Raw genomic sequence first — 23,442 nt, 5'->3', positions numbered from 1 at the left:
CGAACGGCGGCACGCGCTTCGTCTCGTGAATGTCATCTGGCCGACGACCGTCGCCCGCTGGACCACCCGAAGATGGCGTGCCGGAAGCTGCAATCGGTCCGGGATCGCGGCACCATATTGAAGCGGTCGGGGCGAAACAAGCAGCGCCCGGAGGCCGTCCCGCCCGAAGCCTCGTGACTGTTGCCGGTAACGGCGCTTTAATCGTGGTCGTGAGAGATTTGCAAACCATTCCGGCAATCCGCCATGCCCCGATCGCGACGGTCACAGGCAGCGGCGATTGCGAGCGGAAGTGGCGGGGCCCGGCAGTCCATCTGCCTCGGTCCGGACGTCCAGAAGGTTGGCCATGACAGCACAGAATCTTGCGCAGCGGCTCGTGATTGCAGCGGTGATCTCCGCCATGACGGCCACGTCCACACTGGCCCAGGAGGCCGTGTTGCCCCTGCTCGGCCCGTTGCCGACGTCGCGGCCCGCCGTCCATGCGGCCGGCGTTCCGATGGATCCGTGGCGCTTCGGCCGAACGGTCACCGCGCGCCAGAGCCCGGCCCTCGCCCAGGCCGCCCCCGCGGCCACCCCGGCCGGCGCCAGCGCCTTCACCGCCTCGATCGCGGCAATGACCCCGCGCCTCGGTTCGGTGCAGCCGATGCGCGGCGAACTGAAGGACGGCCTGCAGGCGCTCTCCGACCGCAACGCCCAGAAGGCCCGTGCCATCCGCGAGGGCATGGTGCCCGGCTCGCTCGACCGCCACATACTCTCCTGGGCGATCGGCCTGACCGGCGGCAAGGACGTGCCGGCCGCCGAGATCGCCCGCACCGCCACCGAGCTCGCCAGCTGGCCCGGCACCAAGACGCTGCGGATCAACAGCGAGAAGGCGCTCTATCGCGAGCAGCTGCCGGCGGGCGAAGTGATCCGCGCCTTCGGCAACGGCAAGCCGGAAAGCCCCGAGGGCGCGATGGCGCTGGCCCGCGCCTATCTGGCCGCCGGCGATGCCGGCCGCGCCAAGGCGCTGGTGTCGCGGGTCTGGCGCGAGGAACGCCTCGACAAGGATGTCGAGCGCCAGTTCCTGGCGAATTTCCAGTCGCTTCTGTCGCGGGCCGACCACAAGCGCCGCATGGACATGCTGCTCTATGCCGAGCGCGTGACCGATGCCGGGCGCGTCGTCGGCATGGCCGGCGCCAAGGCGCTCTACGCCGCGCGCGCCGCGGTGATCCGCAACGAGGGCAATGCCGCCAAGCTGTTGTCGGCGGTGCCGAAGGCCGAGCGCGCCGATCCGGGCTACCGCCTCGCGTTGATCGAGTACAACCGCAAGCACGACAAGGTCGAGGAAGCCGCGCAACTCCTCATCGACGCCCCGCGAGATGTCGATGCGCTGGTCGATCCCGACGCCTGGTGGAACGAGCGCCGCATCGTCGCCCGCGATCTCCTCGATCTCGGCAAGCCGAAGCTCGCCTATCGCGTCGCCGCCATGCATCTGGCCGAAAGCCCCCAGGAACAGGTCGAGGCCGAGTTCCACGCCGGCTGGATCGCCATGCGCTTCCTCAACGACCCGGTGACGGCGCAGCGCCATTTCGCCCAGATCGTCCAGATCTCCAGCATGCCGCTGTCCCTGTCGCGCGGCTATTACTGGCTCGGCCGTTCGGCGGAAGCTGGCGCGTCGGGCTCGGCGGCCAGCTATTATGCCAAGGCCGCGCATTATCCGGCGACCTATTACGGCCAGCTCGCGGCCGCGCGCCTCGGCCGCAAGCCGGAAGCGATCAGCTTTCCCCGGCCGAGCGACGCCGAGCGCCGCCGCTTCGAACAGCGCGAGGCGGTCCGCGCGATCCGGCGCCTTGAGGAGATCGGCTCCGACTGGCGCGCCGACAGCCTCTATCGCGCGCTCGCGGACGAACTGGAGAGCCCGGGCGAACTCGCGCTTCTCTCGGTCATGGCGGAGCGACGCGGCGACCATCACCTGGTGCTGCAGGTCGGCAAGCTCGCCTATTGGCGCGGCATCGACGCCCCGGCCCTCGCCTTCCCCATCGGCGTGATCCCGGCGAGCGCCAACATCTCGGCGGCGGGCAAGGCGCTGGCCTACGCCATCGCGCGTCAGGAAAGCGCCTTCAACCCGAAGGCCCGCTCATCGGCCGGCGCGCTCGGCCTGCTGCAGCTCATGCCGAACACCGCCAAGAGCGTCGCCCGCAAGGTGGGCGTCAGCTATTCGCCGGACCGGCTGACCAGCGACCCCGGCTACAACGCCACCCTCGGCGCACATTTCCTCGGCGAGCAGATCGCCGATTTCGGCGGCTCCTACGTGCTCACTTTCGCGGCCTACAATGCCGGCCCGCGTCGCGCCCGCGAATGGATCGAGCGGTTCGGCGATCCGCGTGGCAAGCCGCTCGATCAGGTCGTCGACTGGGTCGAGCGCATACCCTACACCGAGACCCGCAACTACGTGCAGCGGATCATGGAAAATTACGGGGTCTACAAGATGCGCCTCGGCGCCGGCTTCGACATCGAGCGCGACCTGCGCTTCGGCCGCGGCGGCTGACGGCCGCCGCTTGAAGCCCTTACATGGTGGGCGCGCCGGCCTCAGCCAGCCGCCTTGCCCTGGGACAGGGCACGGGCCTGTTCGACCCAGGCCTCCCGGCCGATCCGGCCGCTGAAGCCGATCGCCGCTTCGATTGCCGCGATCTCGCTCTCGCCGAGTGCCGCGATCTGGTCGAAGCGGAAGATGCCCTGCTCGAACAGGAGACGCTCCACCGTCGGGCCGATCCCCTTGATCTGCGTGAGATCGTCCGGCGCGTCCGCGCCCTGTCCGTTGTCAATCACCGACGCATCGGCGGCTGCGGCAGCAGGCGCCGCCTCGACACCTGCATCCTCGCCGCCCGCACTGGCTGAACTTCCGCCGTCCGGGTCCGGCTCCATGTCCGCGCTTGCCGGCGCGCCGCGCAACGGCGCCGGCCCTCCGGCGGTGCGGAACGCGGCGACATAGGACCCGTCATCGGCAGGCACCGGCGTCAGGGCCGGCGGCACGGCACTGCCGTCCTCGACCATCCCGGGCGCTGCTTCGCCGCCATCGAGATTGGCATAATCCACCGTCCGGAAATCCTGGTCGAAACGCTCGGAACGGTGCTTCACCGCCAGCGGGTCGGCCGGTATGCCTTCACGATCGGCGAGATCGGGCGTCGGCGCATCGGGATGCGGCCCGGAGAACGCGATCCGTTCGCCCGGAAGCTGCGGCATGGGATCGGGAACGCGCCCGGCCTCGCCACCGCGGATCACCTCCGCCGCGATGACGCTGCCGCCGAAATTCGAGAACACACCCGACTGGCTGGGTTCGGCTGGTCGCCTCTGGTCCGGCGGTGGCGGGCTCCAGGTCGAGTGCATGCGCCGCTGACGCGCGCGATCCTCAGCGATCGTCGCCCGGTCCTGCGACAATCGGGTGTAGTCCACCGAGCGGAAATTGCGGTCGAAGGGCGCGGCCCGGTGCTTGACGGCGAGCGGGTCTTCCGGCGGGACCGGTGCCGCAGATTTTGGCGCGGCGGCAGGCTTCGCCGCCACCTCTGCCTTCGCGGCGTCTGCGCCCGCGGCGTTCGATGCGGACGACGCGTCCTGATCGGTAACGCCCGGCGCGTCGGCCTTGGGCGCAGCAGGTCCCTCCCCCGCCGCAGCATTGTCGACGGCCTCGGCCGCGTCTGTTCGCGCGGGGGCCGGTGTTTCAGCAGGTTGGGAGGTCTTGGCGTCCCTGGTCCCCCGGGTCCCTGCCCGGCCGCTGTCGCCGCGAAGAAGGCTGGACAGTCGGGTGAGACCCGCGGTCGTGGCGGCAAGCACGATCAACTTGCCAAGGAAGGACGTCATCTGGCCGGCTCCGCAGTCGATGAAGATGCGGGACTAGCTAGTGGGAGTGTGCAGCGCGGCAACCGCCGGTCGACAGGACCGTCGATCCGCCGGACGGACGTCTTGCGCTGACAGTCACGGCCGCAAACAAAAAGAGCCCGGCGCGAACGCCGGGCTCTCTAGACGATATGTCTGCTCTATTAGAAGGAGCGGACGAAGCGGAGGAAGCCCGCCGTCTGGTCGATCGAGTTGTCAGCGAAGCCGTTGTCGCCGTTGAAGTCGAGGTTGGCGTAGGAGATCTCAGCCAGCATGTCGAAGTTGTTGGTGATCTCGTAGCCGACGTTACCGACCAGCTTGTAGTAGTCGCCGTTGCCACGGTTCGTGAAGGCGGTGGCAGTGGTGAAGCCGTAGGTGTCGAAGGTCTCACCGTAGACGCCGGACACGGCGATGCCGAGCTTGCCGAACTGCTGAGCGTAACCAGCACCGATCTGCCACTCGACCGGCAGGGTACCGGTGAACAGGTCGATCTGCGTGCCGAGCGTAGCGGCATTCGAGAACAGGCCGATCGTGGAGTAGCTCGACGGGTCGAAGGCGTAGGAACCCTCGATCTTCAGCTCGGAGTCGGCAGCGATCAGGTCCGTGAGGGACAGACCGGCCTTCAGAGCGAAAGCACCATCGTCTTCGCGCGGATCGAAGCCGACGACGAACGGTGCGAAGGACGCACGGTTGATCAGGCCCGTAGCGAAGTCGACTTCCTCGTCGTACGAACCGGCGAGGTAGATCGAGCCCCAGCCACCGGCATAGGCCAGGCGACCAACGACGTCCGGAGCAAAGTCGCCCGTGCCATCGTCTTCGAGCGACAGAGCGGCGGTAAAGCCGTTTGCAGCGTAGGTGTAGGAGACGCGGTTGGTCTGGTAGTCACCGACCGGCAGGTCCGTATCCGTCAGCAGGCCGTCGCCTTCGGTCCAGAGGCTGTCCAGGTAACCCATGGTCAGGCCACCGAGCTGGATGAAGCCCATGTCCATGCGGTAGTTGGCGTCGTTGCTGTAGGCGCCGAAGGCGTTCTGAGCCTGGACGCGAGCGAAGGCGCGCAGGGTGCCGAGCTCGGTCTCTTCACGAGCGTCGAAGTTCAGGCGGACGCGGACGGCGGAGCCGGCCTGGTAGTTGTCGCCTTCGAGGTTCGTGAGGTAGTCGTTGCCGAAGTCGTCCTCGATGCCGCCAGCGACGTTGTACTGGAAGCGTACGTAGCCGTTGATCGACAGGCAGGTCTCGGTGCCCGGGATGTAGTAGAAGCCCGTGCCGTAAACGTCGCAAACGCGAACGTAGTCGACCGGCTCCGGAGCAACCGGCATAATGACGTCCGCAGCGCGGGCGCCGGAGACTGCGACGAGAGCCGCAGCGGAGCCGAGAAGAAGGCTCTTAATGTTCATGTCCTGACCTCCAGTCATTTTTTATAGGTTAGGGTTGGGCCTTATACGAAGGACAGCCTTCCCTGCCCCATCCCCTGTGCGAAAGTCCGAAGCGAATGCCCCCTCGATCTCTCTGTGGCGACAATATCCACCAGCGTTCTGGATGCAATCGCCTAAATGCCACATTGGGGCTTCTGGGGTGCTTTGGACACACCCCTGTTGCGGGGATGCCACTTTTTCATTCACCACTTGTTAAGAATCGCCGGTTTGCAGGGGTTTGCGGCCGCCGCTGACGGCCTTCGCCCGGAGCCTTGCCGGGCCCCGGACCGCGCGGAACAGGCCCTCCAAACGGCTTTTGCCCCTTCGAGGCCCGAAATGCGGCGCGGGTGATTCCCGCCCCGAAGCAGCCGTCCAGCGGGTCAGAGTCGGAAGATCGGCGCCCCGAGATCGCGGAAGTCCCGCTCGCGGCAGGTCAGGACGATGATCTGCAGATCCTCCGCCGCCTTCTGCAGGACGAGATGCATCCGCTCCAGGCGCTTCTCGTCCGTATTGACCAGCGCATCGTCGAGGATCACCGCGGCCGGATGCCCGCCCTTCTTCAGGACGTGGGCGAGCGCGATGCGGGTGACGACGGCGACCTGTTCCCGCGCGCCCGCCGACAGGCGGCGGAAATCTTCCGCGACGCCGGCCCGGTGCAGGCTGCGGATTTCCAGCGTGGTGTCGTCGAGCTCAATCTCGGTGCCGGGATGGATCAGCTTCAGATAGGGCGCGACCTGGGTCTTGATCGGCCCCAGCCAATGTTCGCGCGCCTCGCGCTGGGCGCCGATCAGCGTGGTGTGCAGCAGGCGCGAGGCGTCGGCTTCGAGCCTGAGGCGCGAAAGCCGCGTCTCCAGCGTGCCGATCTCGCCCTCGAGACGGGCGATCTCCTCGCCGAGGCCGGTGGCGCCCTGGGCCCGCAGCTCGCCTTCCAGCGTCAGCGCTTCGTCCTTCAGCGCCGCCATGTCGCGGCGGATCGATTCGAGCGCCTTCCTGCGTGTCGTCAGGGTGAGGCGCACCGTCTCCGGATCGGCATTGTCGCGTTCGCGCTGGCGCATCGCCGCAACGGCGGCCTTGGCCGAACGCTCCAGCTCCGCCGCCGCCAGATCCTCGGCCAGCGCCGTGCGCGGCCGCACGGCTTCGGCTTCGGCGAGTTCGCGGCGCAACCGATCGGCCTCGGCCCGCCGGAACTCGGCCTCCGATTCTGCCGCGGCGATCCGGGCGAGACTGCCGGATGCCGCCCGGCGCACCTGCTCCAGTTCGGCGCCAGCCGCATCGAGGCGCCGCCGCGCTTCCTGGCGAATCTGCCGGATGCGCTCGCCATCGGCCGCAAGCGGCTCGGCGCTTTGCTCCCCAGCTTCCGGCGATGCGGCTGCAAGCCGCGCAAGGCCGCTTCGCAGCTCGTCGAGCGTCGACACCGTGGCCGTCACGCCCTCGGGCAGAAGCGCTGCCAGCTGCCGGGTCAGCGCGGCCGCCTCGATCCGGCGCTCCTCGGCGACCCTTGCGCGGGCGCGCGCCGCGTCGGTCGATTCGACGCCGAAGCGTTTCAAGAGCGCCGCGCGCTCGGTTGCTGCCGCTTCGCTGTCATGGCGGAGGGTTTCCGCGTCACCGCCGGGCGCCACCACGATCCGGCCGAAGCCATCGAGCGTGAAGCCGGTGGGGACCGTCACCCGAACGGCAGCGCCGGGCGCCACGGCCTGCCCGGCCGGGTCGGTGACGCCGGCGCCACCGTCCGGCTCGAACCGGATGGTCGGCGCGGCCACCGACAGGCGAACCGCGGCGTCCCGTACCCGCTGGTCGGCCGCATCGAGCGCCTTGATGGCCGCCGCGTCGATCGCCGGCGCGCCGTCGGGCCGGCGCAGTTCGGCGAGGCGCGCATCCAGCGTCCGGCCTTCCGTCAGGCGGCGCTCCAGCGCGGCGATCTCGTCGGTCAGGCGCTTCACCTCGGCGCGCGAACGCTGCGCCTCGTCGGCGGCGTCGGCCTGTTCGGCGGCCAGCCGCGCGGCCTCGCGCGCCGCTTCCGCCCGCTCCAGCCCGACCCGTTCCTCGACGCCTGCCGCCCGCAACTCGTCGAGCGTGGCCGCGCTCTCCCCGGCCACCCGCGCCGCCTCGGCCACCGTCGCCACCAGCTTGTCGCGCTGGGACAGCCGCTCGGCCGCCGCGTCACGCCGCGCCAGCGCATGCTGCACGTCGCGCTCGGCCTCGCCGCATTCCCGGTCGAGGTTTTCCGCCCGCACCGCCGCCGCTTCGGCCGCCTCCAGGGCCTGCTCGGCCTTCGGCAGGGCGGCGTCGCGCTCATAGGCGCGCAGCTTGCGCCGCCGCTCTTCCAGCCGGTCGAGCCGGTCCTGGAAGTCGCGCCAGAGCGCCGTCTTGGCGGACAGCTCGTCGCGCAGCTCCGCCAGACGCTCTTCCGTCTCGCGCACCGGCGACGAGCGGGCGACCTTCAGCGTCTCGGTAAAGAAACGGTCCTGCAGCGCCTTGGCGCTGGCGATCAGGCTGCGCCCGCGCTCGCCGCCGAGAATCTGTCCCACCTCGCCTTCCAGCGAAGCCGTCACCGCGTCGCGGCCGACACCGACGTCGAGACCGCCGGTCGAACGCCCCTGCTCGACCCACAACAGGCCGAAAGCGCCCTGGTGCTTGTCGAGTTTCGGCTCACCCGCGCCCGGATGAGTGAAGCGGAACAACTCGGCGAGATGCTCCTCCACCGCGTCGCCGGACAGCTTGCCGCCGGCCCAGACGAGCTCGGCCGCCGGCCGCTGCAGGAAGGCCTTGGTCAGCGTGTAGCTCGTCCCGTCGATCTCGAAACCGACCTCGACTTCGGGTCGTGCCTGCCGGTCATAGGGACCGAGCGCCTTCACCGCCTCGCCGCCGGCCCGGTGCTTCTGGAAGAAGGCGGCGCGCAGCGCGGTCAAGAGCGTCGACTTGCCGGCCTCGTTGTCGCCGACGATGACATTGAGGCCCGGCTCGATCAGCGGCAGTTCGGCCGAGCGGATGCCGGCGAAATCGGTGAGGCGCAGCGACTTCAGATACATGGCTCAGCCCTTCGCCGTGCCGGAGCCGTCGGCCGCGGTGCCTAAGAGCCGGCGGTGCTCGACATAGGCCATGCGCAATGCCAGCTGCGCGGCGGCGCGCTCGGGGTCCTGCGGATCGGCCGCCCGTTCGCGCAGCTTGTCGATGGCCTCGCGCACGAAGCCGCCGACATCGATCAGGTCGAGATCCTCCGCGTCCGGCTCGTCGATCAGTCCGGCGTCCCGCAGCCGCAGATCGAAGAGCCGCGCCGACCACTCGCCCAGCGCCGCGTCCAGCCGCACCCGTTCGCGCAGCGGCAGGCTGCCGGTCAGGGTGAGGTCGAGCAGGGTCTCGCCGGGACGGGTCAGTTCCGCCAACGCCGCGTCGAGGCCGTCGATGGCGCCGTCGAGCCTGAGGTCCATCGCGCGCCAGTCGAAGCGGGCGGTGCGCACCCGCTCGATGCGCGGCGCCGCGCCCGGCGCGTCGATCTCGACGATCGCCACATGGCCGGGCTCGTTGGCGGGGTAGCGGTCCGGCTCGGGCGTGCCGGCATAGACCGTGCGCGGCGCGATCTCGACGAAGCCGTGCCAGTCGCCGAGCGCCAGATAGTCGAGCCGCGCCCGTTCGGTGCGGTCGTCGGCGATCGGATTGCCGGATTCGGCCTTGGCCGGCAGCCGGTTGGCGACCGAGCCGTGGGCCAGCCCGATGCGCACGGTGCCGGCGGGCGTCTCGGAATGGTCGAACCAGGCCGTCAGATCGGCGCCCTCGTGGCGGCGGGTCAGCGGCGCCGGCAGGATCGCCGCCGCGCCGTCCTTCAGATCGATCGGCTCCGGCCGGTCGGCGATGATCACCGCAGCCTGGCCGCTGCGCCGGCGCAGCCGCGTCCAGACGGATTCGCTCAAGGCCGCGTCGTGATTGCCCGGCAGCATGATCCACGGGCCGGAAAAGCCCGCCATCGCCTCCAGCGTCCGGTGCAGATCGCGATCGGACACCGTGTTGTCGTCGAAGGCGTCGCCCGCCACCAGCACCGCGTCGCAGCCGCGCGCCTGCGCCAGCGCGGCGATCCGCGCGACCACGGCGAAACGCTCGGCCCGCAGCTCGCCGCGGCGGTCCGGCTCGAACTGGCCGAAGGGCTTTCCGACCTGCCAGTCGGCGGTATGGAGAATCCGGATCAAGGGCTTGGCGCGGTCGGTTCGGTTGCAGGGCGAGGATGGCGTTTGCAGAACGTGCTGCCCGAGTGCCGGCCGATACGCAAGGTTGCGGCGGCACAGCCCTTAGCCATCAACCACTTTTCGCCGTGCGCCAACGCGCGCAGGGCGACGGGGTGACTCAACGGGAACGAGTCGCCGCCCGCGTCCGTTCTACCGGCGCGGCAGTCTGTCTTGTCTGGAGTATGTGAATGGCGCCTCGTCCCATCTGGAAAGGCCAGATCCGGCTTTCCCTCGTCTCGATCCCGGTCGAAATGTTCTCGGCCACCCAGTCCGGCGCCTCGATCAGTTTCCGCCAGATCCATCGCGAGAGCGGCAAGCGCATCCATTACGACAAGGTGGTGGAAGGCATCGGCCCGGTCGACAAGGACGAGATCGTCAAGGGCTACGAGGTCGGCAAGGACGACTACGTGCTGCTCACCGACGAGGAGATCGAGGACGTCAAGATCGAGACCAAAAAGACGCTGGAGCTCGTCCAGTTCGTCGACACGTGCTCGATCCCGCCGCTCTATTTCGACAAGCCCTATTATGTCGTGCCCCAGGACGAGCTCGCCGAGGACGCCTTCCGCGTCGTGCGCGACGCCTTGCGCCAGGCCAAGAAGACCGGGCTCGGCCAGCTGTCGCTGCGCGGCAAGGAATATCTCGTGGCGCTGCGCCCCTGCGGCACGGGCCTGCTGCTGGAGACGCTTCATTACGAGGACGAGATCCGCAAGTCCGATACGATCTTCTCCGACATCTCCGATGCGGAGACCGACGGCGATCTCCTCGACGTTGCGACCCAGCTCATCGAGAAGAAGACCGCCCCCTTCGACGCCTCCAATTTCAAGAACCACTACACAGCGGCCCTCAAGGCGCTGATCGCCGAGAAGCGCAAGAAGGGCGGCAAGGCCCGCGTCACCGTCGAGGACGACGAGCCGGCACCGGCCAGCAAGGGCAGCAATGTCGTCGACCTGATGGCGACCCTGAAGAAGAGCCTCGAAGGCGGCGGCGGCGACAGCGGCGAGAAGAAGAGCGGGGCCAAGTCCGGCGCGTCGTCCGCCCGGGGCAGCAAGGCCAAGACCACGCCGAAGTCGCGCAGCACCAAGGCGAGCGACAGCAAATCGACCAAGTCCGGCTCGGCTGCGAAGGCCACCACCAGCCGGCGCAAGAGCGCCTGACGGGTCGCGGTCATGGCAGCAAAGAGCGACGCCCTGCTCGAAACCTACCGGCAAAAGCGCGACTTCGCCAAGACGCGCGAGCCCAGCGGCTCGGAGGCCGAGGAGATCGCCGGCGACGGCCTGTTCTTCTGCGTCCAGAAGCATGACGCGACGCGCCTCCACTACGATTTCCGCATCGAGTGGGAAGGCGTCCTGAAGAGCTGGGCGGTCACCAAGGGGCCCAGCCTCGACCCCGCCGACAAGCGCCTCGCGGTCCGCACCGAAGACCATCCGATGGACTACGGCACCTTCGAGGGCACGATCCCCAAGGGCGAATATGGCGGCGGCACGGTGATGCTCTGGGACCAGGGAACCTGGGAGCCGCTGGAGGATCCCGACAAGGGCTTCGCCAAGGGCAGCCTCAAGATGCATCTCGAAGGCGAGCGCATGCGCGGCAACTGGGCGCTCGTGCGGATGAAGCCGCGAAACGGCGAGAAGCGCGAGAACTGGCTGCTGATCAAGGAGAAGGACGAGGCGGTCGATCGCCGGCGCAATCTCCTGAAGGCCGACAAGAGCGTGAAGACCGGGCGCAGCATGGCCGCCATCGCCAAGGGCGACGATGTCTGGGACACCGACCGCACGGCCGACGACGAGAGCGACGATACGAGCGGAAAGAAAAGTCAGGCGTCCTCGACCGAGGCGAAGACCACCGCGAAGGACAAGAAGCCGTCGGCCAAGCCCGCCAAGGGCAATGCGGGCAAGCCGTTGCCGATGCCCGCCTTCTCCCCGCCGCAGCTCGCCACCCTCGTCGATACGGCACCGGCCGGGCGCGACTGGGTCCACGAGATGAAATATGACGGCTACCGCGTGCTGATCGCCATCGGCGACGGCAAGGTCAGCTGCTGGACCCGCAACGAGCAGGACTGGACGGAGCGCTTCACCGGCATCGCCGAGGCCGCCGCGACCCTGAACTGCCGCAGCGCGCTGATCGACGGCGAGGTGGTGGCCTTCGACGACGATGGCGGCACCGATTTCTCCACCCTCCAGAAGCATCTGTCGGAGGGCGGCCCCCTCTCCTGCTTCTGTTTCGACCTCCTGCATCTCGATGGCGAGGATCTGCGCGATGAGCCGCTCACCGACCGCAAGGCGGCGCTGCGCGATCTCCTCGACGGCCGCGAGAGCCAGACGCTGCTCTACAGCGAGCACATCACGGGCAGCGGCGAATCCGTCTTCAAGAAGGTCTGCGCCTCCGGCCATGAGGGCATCATCGCCAAGCGCGCCGACGCGCCCTATCGCGGCGGCCGCTCGCGCAACTGGCTGAAGGTGAAATGCACCCGCCGGCAGGAATTCGTCATCGGCGGCTGGAAACCGTCGGACAAGAAGAGCCGGCCATTCTCCTCGATCCTGCTCGGCGTGATGGACGGCGACACGCTGGTCTATCGCGGCCGTGTCGGTTCGGGCTTCGACGAGGAGGCCATGGCCGATCTGAAGGCCCGCTTCGCCGATCTGGCGCGCAAGACCTCGCCCTTCGCCGAACTCGCCTCCGATGTGAAGCGCGCAGCACGCTTCGTCACGCCCACTCTGGTGGCCGAGATCGAGTTTGCCGAGATCACCGCCGACGGCTCGATCCGCCACGGCGTCTTCAAGGGACTGCGCGAGGACAAGGAGGCCGGGGACGTGACCGACGTACGCCCGACATCCGCTCCGGCGTCGGGGCGCAAGGGCGGCAAGTCCGCCGCGAAGGCGACGCCGTCGCCGCAGGGCACCGGCGCTGCGCCCGATCGCGTCGCCGCCGTGCGGCTGACCCATCCCGGGCGCGTCGTCTTCGAGGGCCAGGGCGTCACCAAGGGCGACCTTGCTCTCTATTACGAGAAGATCGCCGACCGCATGCTGGCCCATGCCGGCAACCGGCCGCTGTCGCTGGTCCGCTGCCCGCAGGGTGGTGACAAGCGCTGCTTCTTCCAGAAACACGACAGCGGCGGCTTTCCCGACGCGGTCGAGACCGTCGCCGTCACCGAGAAGGACGGCAGCAAGGCCGACTATCTCACCGTCGGCAGCGCCGCCGGCCTCGTCGGCGCCGTGCAGATGAACACGCTCGAATTTCACATCTGGGGCGCCCACAACGACAGGCTGGAAAAGCCCGACCGGCTGGTCTTCGACCTCGATCCCGACGAGGGCCTCGATTTCGGCGACGTGAAACAGGCCGCCTTCGACCTGCGCGACAGCCTCGCCGATCTCGGTCTGACGACCTTCGCCATGGTCACCGGCGGCAAGGGCGTCCACGTCATCGCGCCGCTGGAGCGCCGCCAGGGCTGGGACGATCTGAAAGCCTTCGCCCGCGGCTTCGCCCATCTGCAGGCGCGCGAGGAGCCGGACCGCTACGTCGCCACCATGTCCAAGGCCAAGCGCACGGGCAAGATCTTCATCGACTGGCTGCGCAACGAGCGCGGCGCGACCGCCATTGCCCCCTATTCCACTCGCTCGCGCGCCGGCGCGCCGGTGGCGACGCCCGTCACCTGGGACGAACTGGCCGAGCTCGACGCCGCCAATAGCTTCACCCTCGACACCGTCGCCGCCCGCCTCGACGAAGCCGATCCGTGGGCCGACTACGCTTCGGTGCGCCAGTCGCTGACCAAGGCGATGCTCAAGGCGGTGGCGGAATGAGGCGCCGCCGCCGCGCTTGATTCCCGCCCCCCGCTGACGCAGTTTCGCTGCGCATCAGCTCGGGAGGTTGCCCATGCCCATTTACGCGCTCGACGAAGACCGGCCGGAACTGCCGGACGATAACAGCGTATTCGTCGCGCCGGGGGCGCATGTCATCGGCCGGGTGCGGCTCGGCCGCAATGTCGGCATCTGGTTCGGCGCCGTGCTGCGCGGCGACAACGAATGGATGACCATCGGCGACGACACCAACATCCAGGACAATTGCACCCTGCACAGCGATGCCGGCTTTCCGCTGACCATCGGTGCCGGCTGCACCCTCGGCCACGCCGCCATCGTCCATGGCTGCACCATCGGCGACAATTCGCTGATCGGCATGGGCGCGACGGTGCTCAACGGCGCCAAGATCGGCCGCAACTGCATCGTCGGCGCCAATGCGCTGGTGACCGAGGGCAAGGAATTCCCCGACAATTCGCTGATCGTCGGCGCGCCGGCGCGGGTCGCCCGCACGCTGGACGAAAAGGCCGAGGCCGGGCTCAGGCTGTCGGCCGAGCATTACGCCCGCAATGCCCAGCGCTTCGCCAGGGGCCTCGTGCCGATCGAGCCGGGCAACGCCAAAGCGCCGAAGGCCTGACCCCACGGCCCGGCCATCGCCGCTGGGCCGCATGCCTGCCGCGTCGCCCCGCGCTGCGGCGGCTCTTCCCATTCCCGTCCGGAGTTCCCCATGCCGCTCTTCACCGATCTCGTGCGATCGCTGCCCGCTTCGGTGCCCTTCGTCGGGCCGGAAGCGCTGGAGCGGCAGACCGGCGTGCGCTTCAAGGCCCGCCTCGGCGCCAATGAAAGCGTCTTCGGTCCGTCGCCGAAGGCCGTCGAGGCGATGACGCGGGCCGCCGCCGATAGCTGGGGCTATGGCGATTCCGCCAATCACCATCTGAAGGAGGCGCTGGCGTCGCATCTCGACCTTGCGCCGGACAACATCATGGTGGGCGAAGGTATCGACGGGCTGCTCGGCCTGCTGGTGCGCCTCACCTGCGAGCCCGGCGACCGCGTCGTCACCTCCCACGGCGCCTATCCGACCTTTAACTACCATGTGGTCGGCCACGGCGCGGCGCTGGACTTCGTGCCCTATCGCGACGACCGCGAGGACCTCGACGCGCTGATCGCCCGCACGCGCGAACTGAAGCCGAAGCTGCTCTACGTCTCCAATCCCGACAATCCGACCGGTTCCTGGTACGAGGCGGCGGAGATCGAGCGGCTGATCGACGCCGTGCCGGCGGAGACGATCCTCGTTCTCGACGAGGCCTATGCCGACATGGCGCCCGCCTCGGCCCTGCCGGCGATGAGCGTCATGCGCCCCAATCTTCTGCGCTTCCGCACCTTCTCCAAGGCCTATGGCCTTGCCGGTGCGCGCATCGCCTATGCCATCGGCGAAGCCGGGACGATCGTGCAGTTCGAGAAGGTCCGCAACCATTTCGGCATTTCGCGCGTGTCGCAGGTCGGCGCGCTCGCGGCGCTGCGCGACCAGGACTATCTGCGCCGGACGGTGGAGAAGATCGTCGCCGCCCGTGGCAGGCTGGCGCAGATCGCCACGACGGCCGGGCTGATCCCGCTGCCGTCGGCGACCAATTTCGTCGCCATGGATTGCGGCGGCGACGGGGCCTATGCCCGCGCGATCCTGGAAGCCGTGATCCGGCGCGGCGTGTTCATCCGCATGCCGGGCGTTGCGCCGCTCGACCGGATGATCCGCGTGACCGTCGGCCGCGACGAGGATCTGGCGATCTTCGAGACCGCGCTCGGCGAGGCGCTGGCGGAGGTGGGCCGGCCCCGGACGGCCTGACGGCAGCCGCGTATGTCAGAGGCGGGGCGCCGATGCGCCCGATGCCGTGGAGACGCGTCGCCGGTGATCAGTGACGGGTCATCCACTGGCGCGCGGCGCGCAGCGCGGCGGCGACCTCGGCCTTCGACATCTGGCTGGCAACGTCCTGCCGGTGATAGGCGGCCGCGTTTGAACCCTTGCGATCGGCGAGGTTGAAATACATGTGGGCGGCGACGAAATCGACCGCGCCGTCATGGCCGCAGGCCGCGCGCATGCCGAGGTCGAAGAGGATGTCGGCGTCAACGAACACCGCGCCGCTGGCCGAGATGTCGTCGTAGTTCTGGAAGTCGATGCGAGCCATTGTCTTTCGCGTCCCTGTCGCTGTTGATCGGCTGCTGTCCGATGGGTCGAGAATGACCGCGACGACTGAAGGGGTGCTTAAAGTTTTCGATTAATTCGAGATAAATGCGTGTGAGCATTTGGTTCGGGAAAGTGCGCGTAAACCGCTGAACCATAGATATAATTGGATCTGCGGACAGGCTTATGCCGCATCGGAAGATTCACGCCCCGCTAACCGTGCCGTCGCATTCCATGCCTTTGCGGCAGATTTTCCGTCCTCGTGCTCATCGCCGAATTCGCGCGTCCGGCAGGGACGCGAGCATTGCCATTTGCGGCGTCTCGTTTACTCTTACGTGAAGGGAAGCGTCACGGTGTCGAGGAGGACGCCGGCTTGCCCTGATGGGGAGCGAGAACATGAAGCGACTGATACTGGCGGCCGCCCTCGGCCTTGGCATGGGCGGCATCGCGCACGCCGATCCGATCGAGGGCAACTGGAAGATGCCATCCGGCTACAATGCCAAGATCACCAGCTGCGGCGGCGCCTTCTGCCTGACCTACACGACCGGCCCCCACAAGGGGAAAACCTTCGGGCAGATGCAGCCGACCGGCAAGGGCAAATATGCCGGCACGGTCACCGACTACACCAAGGGCGGCAAGGAATATTCCGGCAAGGGCGCGCTGTCCGGCAACACGCTGTCGGTCTCCGGCTGCGTCCTCGGCGGCCTGATCTGCCGTTCGCAGAGCCTCACCCGCCTCTGATCCGGCCCGGCGGGCAGGCCTCCCTGCCCGCCCGTTCCGCGCATCACTTGGCGCGCACCGGCCCGCATTCGGCCTTTCGTCGATGGCGACATATCGACTGCGGCAACCCTTGGCGCGGCAGCGGCGTTCTGTCTGTTCGATCCTGAACAGACCACGGAGCCCGCCATGAAGACGATCCTCATCGCAGCCGCCGCCGCCGCCATGGCGCTCGGCACCTCCGCATGGGCCGCCGAGCCCATCGTCGGCAAATGGCGCGCGCCGGGCGGCGGCATCGTGCAGGTGTCGAGCTGCGGTGGCGCCTATTGCGCCGAGGTGATCTCCGGCCAGCACAAGGGCAAGTCCGTCGGCCGCATGACCGGCAGCGGCGCCGATTACGAGGGCGAGGTGACCGATCCCCGCGACGACCGCACCTACAGCGGCAACGCCGTGGTCAAAGGCGGCAAGCTGGAGCTCACCGGCTGCGCCCTCAAGATCTTCTGCAAGACCCAGACCTGGGTGAAGCTCTGAGCCACGCCGCCTGACCGGCACCGCTTCGCCCCAACGCTCGCCCCGTCCGCGGCCCCGCACCCACTCTCGCCCGGCCATCCGAGCCGGGCGCGTGTCAGCCTCGCTTCAGCGCCATGTGCAATTGTGGCGAAAATGCTGTAGGGCGGCACCATGATGACACGAATGACCGCGCTGACGGTCCTGATCGCCGGGATCGGCACTGTCCTGAGCTTCCTGGTGCAGGACATCGGCGAGCGCCCCGGCAGCGCCTTCGGATCCCTGACCGGCGACGATTGCGATTATCGCCGCGGGATCGTCTGCCCGCTGGTCCGCGATCCGATCGTTCTTCAGAACACCACCGGCGGTTTTTGAGACCGGGCGTCTTCTCGCTGCCGTGACAGCCGGTTAGACAGGGGCATGACCGAGATCGTTCCCGCCCCGGCCGAGAGCCGCATCGTCACACCCGAGACCGCCGAACGCCGCCCGTACTGGGATGCGCAGGAGGCCGTCGCGGAAGTCATCCGCCTCTATGGCCGCTCCGTCGCTTTCCTGTCCGACAGCTTCGACGCGGTGCTGAAGGATGGCGATCTCGACCATCGCTACCGCGCCTATTATCCGGAAATCTCGCTGGCCACGACGACCCATGCACGGGTCGATTCGCGCCTCGCCTTCGGCCATGTGCCGCGCCCTGGCCGCTACGCGACGACGGTGACCCGGCCGGACCTGTTCGAGCGCTATCTTGTGGACCAGATCGCGCTCCTGATCCGCAATCACGGCCAGCCGGTGCTGGTCGGCGATTCCACCACGCCGATCCCGCTGCATTTCGCCTTCGGCGAAGGCACCTATGTGGACGGCAGCATGGCCGAACGGCTCGACCGGCCGCTGCGCGACGTCTTCGACGTGCCGGATTTGGAAGCCACCGACGACCGCATCGTCAACGGCAACCACGAGACCGGCCCCGGCGAGGAGATGCCGCTGGCGCCCTTCACGGCCCAGCGCGTCGACTATTCGCTGCACAGGCTGTCGCACTACACCGCGACCCATCCGGCGCATTTCCAGAACTTCGTCCTGTTCACGAACTACCAGTTCTACATCGACGAATTCTGCATGATGGCGCGCGAGATGATGATGCGCGGCGGTGATGGCTATGTCGAATTCGTCGAGCCGGGCAATGTCGTCACCAGCCCCGGCGAGGCCAAGCCGCATCAGGGCGTCGCCCCGTCCCGGCTGCCGCAGATGCCGGCCTATCACCTCAAGCGCGCCGACGGCCACGGCATCACCATGGTCAATATCGGTGTCGGCCCGTCCAACGCCAAGACGATCACCGACCACATCGCCGTCCTGCGCCCCCATGCCTGGCTGATGCTCGGCCATTGCGCCGGCCTCAGAAACAGCCAGGAGCTGGGCGACTACGTCCTCGCCCATGCCTATGTGCGCGAGGATCACGTCCTCGACGCCGACCTGCCGGTCTGGGTGCCGATCCCGGCCCTGGCCGAAGTGCAGGTGGCGCTGGAGAAGGCCGTCGAGGAGGTCACCGGCCTGTCCGGCTACGAGCTGAAGAAGATCATGCGCACCGGCACGGTCGCCACCATCGACAACCGCAACTGGGAACTGCGCGACCATCGCGAACCGGTCGAGCGCCTGTCCCAGTCGCGGGCCATCGCCCTCGACATGGAATCGGCGACCATCGCGGCCAACGGCTTCCGCTTCCGCGTGCCCTACGGCACCCTCCTCTGCGTCTCCGACAAGCCGCTGCATGGCGAGTTGAAGCTGCCGGGCATGGCGACGGAATTCTACAAGCGCCAGGTGGCCCAGCATCTGCGCATCGGCATGCGGGCACTGGAGCTGATGTCCGAACTGCCCTCCGAGCGGGTGCATTCGCGCAAGCTGCGCTCCTTCTTCGAGACGGCGTTCCAGTAGGCACCATGGCAGGAACCGGAACGACAGACGCGCCGGCGCGCGGGCGAACCGGCGGTCGCCGCTGGCTGCGGTGGACGCTCGCGGCCCTGGCGCTGGCCTGCGCCGTGGCGATCGTCGCCGGCTTCTTCGGCGATCGCGTCGCCGCCTTCGATTCCGTTGGGCATTTTCGCGCCCATCTGTCGGTCGCCGCCCTGCTCGTCGGCATCGCCGCGCTGATCGCCGGCCCGGCCATCCCGCGCATCGCCGGCGCCGCGGCACTCGCCGCAGCCCTCGCCGGCTTCGCGACCGTGGCGCCCTATGTCCTGCCGGACAGCACCCCGATGGCCGCCGACGCCGTCGAGGGCCGGCCGGCCTATCGGCTGCTGCAGATGAATCTGCGCTACGACGTCGCCGAGCCGGCCGAGGCCATCCGCCGGATCGCCGCCGAAGCGCCCGACATCGTCACGCTGCAGGAAACCGGGCGCGACTGGCAGGCGCGGCTCGAAACCCTGTCGGCCACCTATCCGCATCAGTTCTACTGCAGCGGCCCCTTCGCGCAGGGCAACGTCGCCATCCTGTCGAAGCGCCCCTTCGTCGACGAGGCCGGATATTGCGACGTGGTGAACGGCTTCACCGCGCGGCGCATCGACTTCAACGGCACCGTCGCGACCATCGTTTCCCAGCATTTGCAATGGCCCTGGCCCTTCGGCCACTGGCGCCAGCTGGACGAACTGCAGGAGACGCTGGGCCTGCTCCGCGGCCCGGTGCTGGTCGCCGGCGACTTCAACGCCGCACCGTGGAGCACCGCACTGGAAACCTATGCGGCGGCCAGCGGCACGACACCGATGACGGGCATCGGCTTCACCTGGCTCCTGCGCGCCCTGCCGGGAGCATTGGCGCCCTATATCGGCCTGCCGATCGACCACGTGCTGGCGACACCCGGCATCGTGATCCGGCAGCTCGGCACGCTGGCGCCCACCGCCTCCGATCACCTGCCGATCGCCGCGACCTTCAGCTTGCCGGCCCCGGCGCCGGCCGCCCCGGATACCCCGCTGGCCGCCGCGCTGTAGCTCTGCGGCCGTTCCGGCTTCGATATTATCGGATAGACCGGGCACTCGTCGCCCTGAGGCGGCACCAGGTTAATGCTCTGGTTCGGATCGTTGGTGGCCTCGGGGATCCTGGATCGATCCCCCTTACTGCGGCGCGACCGACACCAGGATCTCGTTCAACGCCTGCGTCCGCTGCGCGATGACGAAAGCCCGGCAGGACGGATAGGACAAATGGCGGCCGATCGAACAGTATGTGGCCGGATCCAGGTAGAACAGGCAGGTCTGGTCGCGATAGGTGAGCCATGCCCGCTGCTCGTCCCGCAGCATCTCCTGGCTCTCCTCGGGAAGCTCCGCCAGGAGCGCCTGCCACGCCTCGTTGAGGCGCGCATCCTCGCGCTCGATCCAGGCACCGCCGCAGTCCCCCATCTCCCGCATGCTGGCATCGGCCCCGCGCAGGCACGCATCATAGGCGTCGTCGGCGCGCGCCGGCAGCGCCAGCAGCTGCAGAGCCAGGACAATCAGCGGCAAAGCCAGGTGCATGGCGGTCTCCCCTTCACGACACGACGTGCAACGCTGCGCCGTTCGGCGCGACGCGGCTCCTACATCACCTGATAGACCGGCCCCTCGCCACCCTGCGGCGGCACCCAGTTGATGTTCTGGTTCGGGTCCTTGATGTCGCAGGTCTTGCAGTGGACGCAGTTCTGGGCGTTGATCACGAACTTCTCCTCGCCGCCCTCCTGCACCCATTCGTAGACGCCGGCCGGGCAGTAGCGCTGCGACGGCCCGGCATAGACCGCGAATTCGGAATCATGCTGCAGCTGCAGGTCCTTGACCTGCAGATGGACCGGCTGGTCCTCCTCGTGATTGGTGTTCGACAGATACACCGAGGAGACCTTGTCGAAGGTCAGCACGCCGTCGGGCTTGGGATAGTCGATCTTCTTGTGCTTGGCCGCCGGCTCCAGGCAGGTATGGTCGGGCTTGCCGTGCTTCTGGGTGCCGAAGAAGGAGAAGCCGAACAGCGAGTTGGTCCACATGTCGAGGCCGCCCAGCCCGATGCCGAGCAGGGTACCGTATTTCGACCAGAGCGGCTTGACGTTGCGCACCGGCTTGAGATCGCGGCCGATCGCCGAGGTGCGCCATTCATCGTCATAGGCCGACAGCACGTCGTGGGCACGCCCCGCCTTGATCGCCTCGGCGGCCTTCTCGGCGGCCAGCATGCCCGAGGTCATGGCGTTGTGGACGCCCTTGATCCGCGGCACGTTGACGAAGCCGGCCGAGCAGCCGATCAGTGCGCCGCCCGGGAAGACCAGCTTCGGCACCGACTGCCAGCCGCCCTCGGTGATGGCGCGCGCGCCATAGGCGATGCGCTTGCCGCCTTCCAGGAGTTCGGCGATGTCGGGATGCGTCTTGAAGCGCTGGAATTCCTCGAAGGGCGACAGATACGGGTTCTTGTAGTTCAGGTGGACGACGTAGCCGACATAGACCTGGTTCTCGCCCAGATGGTACAGGAACGAGCCGCCGCCGGTGCCGCTGTCCAGCGGCCAGCCGAAGGAGTGCTGCACCCGGCCCGGCTTCGACTTGGCCGGATCGATCTCCCACAATTCCTTCAGCCCGATGCCGAACTTGCCCGGCTCGCGCCCCTCGTCGAGGCCGTAGCCGCGGATCAGCTGCTTGGCCAGCGAGCCACGCACGCCCTCGCCGATCATCACATATTTGCCCATCAGCGCCATGCCGCGCTGATACATCGGGCCGGGCTCGCCGGTGCGGGCAACGCCCATGTCGCCGGTGGCGACGCCGATCACCGCATTGCTCTCGTCGTAGAGAATCTCGGAGGCCGCGAAGCCCGGATAGATCTCCACGCCCAGCGCCTCGGCCTTCTCGGCCATCCACTTGCACACGAGGCCCAGCGACACGACGAAATTGCCGTGATTGTTCATCAGCTTCGGCATCAGCGCATTGGGCAGGCGAAGCGAGCCGCTGGCGCCGTAGAGATAGAACCGGTCGTCGGTAACCTTGGTCTTGATCGGCGTCTCTTCCTCGCGCCACTCCGGCAGCAGGATGTCGAGGGCCGAGGGATCGAGCACGTTGCCGGACAGGACATGGGCGCCGACCTCCGCGCCCTTCTCCAGGACCACGACGGAGAGCTCCGGGTCGATCTGCTTCAGCCGGATCGCCGCCGACAGACCCGCCGGCCCGGCGCCGACGATCACCACGTCGAATTCCATCGACTCGCGTTCGGGCAGGGTCTCGGTCTGGCTGGCGGTATCGCTCATCGTCTCTGGGTCCTTTCGGTGGCGCGGGCAGACGCCGCGCATCCTCGTACACGTTCGCACCGTGTGCCGTCGTTCCAAGACTAGGGCACGGGCCTGTTTGGACGAGTTCTAGCCTGATTGACCTTTCCGTCAAACAGCCGACGTCGTGCGGATCGTCGCGGACGTCCCCGGCCCTTGACGCGCCGCCCGCGGGCGGATCAGACAGGCCCGGCCCGACACAAGGAGACCGGCTTGAACGCGCTCTATCTCGGCATCGCGATTCTCTGCGAGATCGTCGGTACCACCGCCCTGAAATCCACCGAGGGCTTCACCCGGCTCGCACCCTCGCTGGTCACCGTGGCGACCTATGTGCTCGCCTTCTACTTCCTGTCGCTGCCGCTGCGCACCATGCCGGTCGGCATCGTCTATGCGATCTGGTCGGGCACCGGCATCGTGCTGCTGGCCCTGATCGACATCTTCTGGTTCCGCGTCACCCTCGACCTGCCGGCCCTTCTCGGCCTGGCGCTGATCGTCGGCGGCGTGCTCGTCATCAACCTGTTCTCCCAGTCCCTCGGACACTGACGCCGCCGTCGCGCCGCGCGGAAAAATCGGCTAGGGAATGGCCATGAACGCCGAGCCCCACCCCATCGACCGCGAGGCGGCCATCGCCCTCCTCGAATGGTACCGCGCCGCCGGCGTCGATGCGGTGACCGGCGAGGCCGCGCGCGACCGCTTTGCCGAGACGCAGGCCGAGATCGCCGCCCGCAAGGCCCGGCGCGGCCAGCCGGCGGGCGCCGCGCCGCCAGCGACCGGCGACGCCCCGCGTCCGGCGCAGGAGACGAGACCCGCCCCGGCCAGGACGCCGCAGCCGGTCGAGGAGCCCGGCTTCCCCTCGCCGCGCATCGCGGTGCCGGACGATATCGCTGTCGCCGATGCCCGCGAACGGGCGCGCTCGGCGACGACCCTGGCCGAATTGCGGGCCGCGCTCGACGATTTCGACGGCTGCAATCTGCGGATCTCGGCCCGCTCGACGGTGTTCGGCGATGGCAGCGAGACCGCCGATCTGATGCTGGTCGGCGAAGCGCCCGGCCGCGAGGAGGACACCGCCGGCGTGCCCTTCGTCGGCCGCTCCGGGCAGCTCCTCAACCGCATGCTGGAATCCATCGGGCTCGAGCGCGAGGCGGTGCGGGTAACCAACACCGTGCCCTGGCGCCCTCCCGGCAACCGCCCGCCGACGCCGGCCGAGACGCAGATCTGCCTGCCCTTCGTCCAGCGCCATATCGAACTGGTGGCGCCGAAGATCCTGGTCTGCCTCGGCTCGCCCTCGGCCAAGGCGATCCTGGGGGCGCAGGAGGGCATCCTGCGGGTGCGCGGCCGCTGGACCACCTACAGCTTCGGGCTGGAACAGTGCGACGCCATCGACGCCGTGGCGATGCTGCATCCGGCCTATCTGCTGCGCCAGCCGGCCCAGAAGCGCCTCGCCTGGCGCGACCTGATCGCCCTGCGCGAGCGTCTGGCGCAGAAATCGACGGCGGGCTGACGCGGGAGCGGGCCGCCGCACGAATCGGCG

The 23,442-nt window shown here is 68.4% G+C and carries 19 protein-coding genes; 12 read left to right on the top strand and 7 right to left on the bottom strand.

The window, feature by feature from the left end; all coding sequences use genetic code 11:
• The first annotated feature begins 397 nt into the window (after nt 1-397).
• Nucleotides 398-2,524: a lytic transglycosylase domain-containing protein gene (locus tag H9Q09_RS18365; protein ID WP_187392254.1), complete on the top strand. Its 2,127-nt coding sequence runs from the start codon at nt 398-400 to the stop codon at nt 2,522-2,524.
• A 41-nt stretch (nt 2,525-2,565) separates the two neighbouring features.
• Here the strand turns inward: H9Q09_RS18365 and H9Q09_RS18360 are convergent, their stop codons facing one another.
• The 4 genes from H9Q09_RS18360 to H9Q09_RS18345 all read right to left on the bottom strand — a co-directional run bounded on the left by H9Q09_RS18360 (nt 2,566) and on the right by H9Q09_RS18345 (nt 9,442).
• Nucleotides 2,566-3,537 carry a hypothetical protein gene (locus H9Q09_RS18360; RefSeq protein ID WP_187392224.1) on the bottom strand — a complete coding sequence of 324 codons (972 nt, stop codon included), beginning with the start codon at nt 3,535-3,537 and terminating at the stop codon, nt 2,566-2,568.
• 476 nt (nt 3,538-4,013) lie between these two features.
• Nucleotides 4,014-5,243, bottom strand: a complete 1,230-nt coding sequence (locus H9Q09_RS18355; RefSeq protein WP_024348687.1) for a porin — start codon at nt 5,241-5,243, stop codon at nt 4,014-4,016.
• A gap of 398 nt (nt 5,244-5,641) precedes the next feature.
• Entirely contained in the window at nt 5,642-8,290 is a 2,649-nt protein-coding gene (locus H9Q09_RS18350; protein WP_187392223.1) for an AAA family ATPase, read from the bottom strand.
• 3 nt (nt 8,291-8,293) lie between these two features.
• Complete coding sequence (locus H9Q09_RS18345; RefSeq protein WP_210315421.1) at nt 8,294-9,442, bottom strand: DNA repair exonuclease; 1,149 nt, start codon at nt 9,440-9,442, stop codon at nt 8,294-8,296.
• A gap of 224 nt (nt 9,443-9,666) precedes the next feature.
• Between H9Q09_RS18345 and H9Q09_RS18340 the strand changes: the two genes are divergently transcribed.
• From H9Q09_RS18340 to H9Q09_RS18325, 4 genes are all read left to right on the top strand, one after another.
• Nucleotides 9,667-10,632, top strand: a complete 966-nt coding sequence (locus H9Q09_RS18340; protein ID WP_187392222.1) for a Ku protein — start codon at nt 9,667-9,669, stop codon at nt 10,630-10,632.
• A 12-nt stretch (nt 10,633-10,644) separates the two neighbouring features.
• Nucleotides 10,645-13,275, top strand: coding sequence for a DNA ligase D (gene ligD / locus H9Q09_RS18335; RefSeq protein ID WP_187392221.1), 2,631 nt, complete (start codon nt 10,645-10,647; stop codon nt 13,273-13,275).
• A gap of 73 nt (nt 13,276-13,348) precedes the next feature.
• Nucleotides 13,349-13,906 carry a gamma carbonic anhydrase family protein gene (locus tag H9Q09_RS18330; RefSeq protein ID WP_187392220.1) on the top strand — a complete coding sequence of 186 codons (558 nt, stop codon included), beginning with the start codon at nt 13,349-13,351 and terminating at the stop codon, nt 13,904-13,906.
• 90 nt (nt 13,907-13,996) lie between these two features.
• Nucleotides 13,997-15,109 carry a pyridoxal phosphate-dependent aminotransferase gene (locus H9Q09_RS18325; protein ID WP_187392219.1) on the top strand — a complete coding sequence of 371 codons (1,113 nt, stop codon included), beginning with the start codon at nt 13,997-13,999 and terminating at the stop codon, nt 15,107-15,109.
• A 67-nt stretch (nt 15,110-15,176) separates the two neighbouring features.
• Here H9Q09_RS18325 and H9Q09_RS18320 read toward each other — a convergent pair whose 3' ends face one another.
• Nucleotides 15,177-15,449: a hypothetical protein gene (locus H9Q09_RS18320; protein ID WP_187392218.1), complete on the bottom strand. Its 273-nt coding sequence runs from the start codon at nt 15,447-15,449 to the stop codon at nt 15,177-15,179.
• Between the two features lie 392 nt (nt 15,450-15,841).
• Between H9Q09_RS18320 and H9Q09_RS18315 the strand changes: the two genes are divergently transcribed.
• From H9Q09_RS18315 to H9Q09_RS18295, 5 genes are all read left to right on the top strand, one after another.
• Nucleotides 15,842-16,186, top strand: a complete 345-nt coding sequence (locus H9Q09_RS18315; protein WP_187392217.1) for a DUF2147 domain-containing protein — start codon at nt 15,842-15,844, stop codon at nt 16,184-16,186.
• Nucleotides 16,187-16,351: 165 nt separating this feature from the next.
• On the top strand, nt 16,352-16,693 hold the full coding sequence (locus H9Q09_RS18310) for a DUF2147 domain-containing protein (RefSeq protein WP_187392216.1): 342 nt from the start codon (nt 16,352-16,354) through the stop codon (nt 16,691-16,693).
• 162 nt (nt 16,694-16,855) lie between these two features.
• Nucleotides 16,856-17,044 (top strand): hypothetical protein, encoded by a 189-nt coding sequence (locus H9Q09_RS18305; RefSeq protein WP_024348697.1) that lies wholly within the window; start codon nt 16,856-16,858, stop codon nt 17,042-17,044.
• A gap of 45 nt (nt 17,045-17,089) precedes the next feature.
• Nucleotides 17,090-18,592, top strand: a complete 1,503-nt coding sequence (locus H9Q09_RS18300; RefSeq protein WP_024348698.1) for an AMP nucleosidase — start codon at nt 17,090-17,092, stop codon at nt 18,590-18,592.
• A 5-nt stretch (nt 18,593-18,597) separates the two neighbouring features.
• Complete coding sequence (locus H9Q09_RS18295) at nt 18,598-19,641, top strand: endonuclease/exonuclease/phosphatase family protein (RefSeq protein ID WP_187392215.1); 1,044 nt, start codon at nt 18,598-18,600, stop codon at nt 19,639-19,641.
• Nucleotides 19,642-19,764: 123 nt separating this feature from the next.
• Here H9Q09_RS18295 and H9Q09_RS18290 read toward each other — a convergent pair whose 3' ends face one another.
• Complete coding sequence (locus H9Q09_RS18290) at nt 19,765-20,160, bottom strand: lysozyme inhibitor LprI family protein (protein ID WP_187392214.1); 396 nt, start codon at nt 20,158-20,160, stop codon at nt 19,765-19,767.
• 59 nt (nt 20,161-20,219) lie between these two features.
• Nucleotides 20,220-21,893 (bottom strand): electron transfer flavoprotein-ubiquinone oxidoreductase, encoded by a 1,674-nt coding sequence (locus H9Q09_RS18285; RefSeq protein ID WP_187392213.1) that lies wholly within the window; start codon nt 21,891-21,893, stop codon nt 20,220-20,222.
• Nucleotides 21,894-22,124: 231 nt separating this feature from the next.
• Between H9Q09_RS18285 and H9Q09_RS18280 the strand changes: the two genes are divergently transcribed.
• Entirely contained in the window at nt 22,125-22,454 is a 330-nt protein-coding gene (locus H9Q09_RS18280) for a multidrug efflux SMR transporter (RefSeq protein WP_040325405.1), read from the top strand.
• Nucleotides 22,455-22,497: 43 nt separating this feature from the next.
• Nucleotides 22,498-23,412 carry a uracil-DNA glycosylase family protein gene (locus H9Q09_RS18275; RefSeq protein WP_348646329.1) on the top strand — a complete coding sequence of 305 codons (915 nt, stop codon included), beginning with the start codon at nt 22,498-22,500 and terminating at the stop codon, nt 23,410-23,412.
• The last annotated feature ends 30 nt before the right edge of the window (nt 23,413-23,442 follow it).

This window comes from Aurantimonas sp. DM33-3, from assembly GCF_014334315.1.
GTDB classification, from domain to species: Bacteria; Pseudomonadota; Alphaproteobacteria; order Rhizobiales; family Rhizobiaceae; genus Aurantimonas; species Aurantimonas coralicida.
Note: the sequence above shows the minus strand (reverse complement) of the source record. Positions and strands in the feature narration are given on the sequence as shown.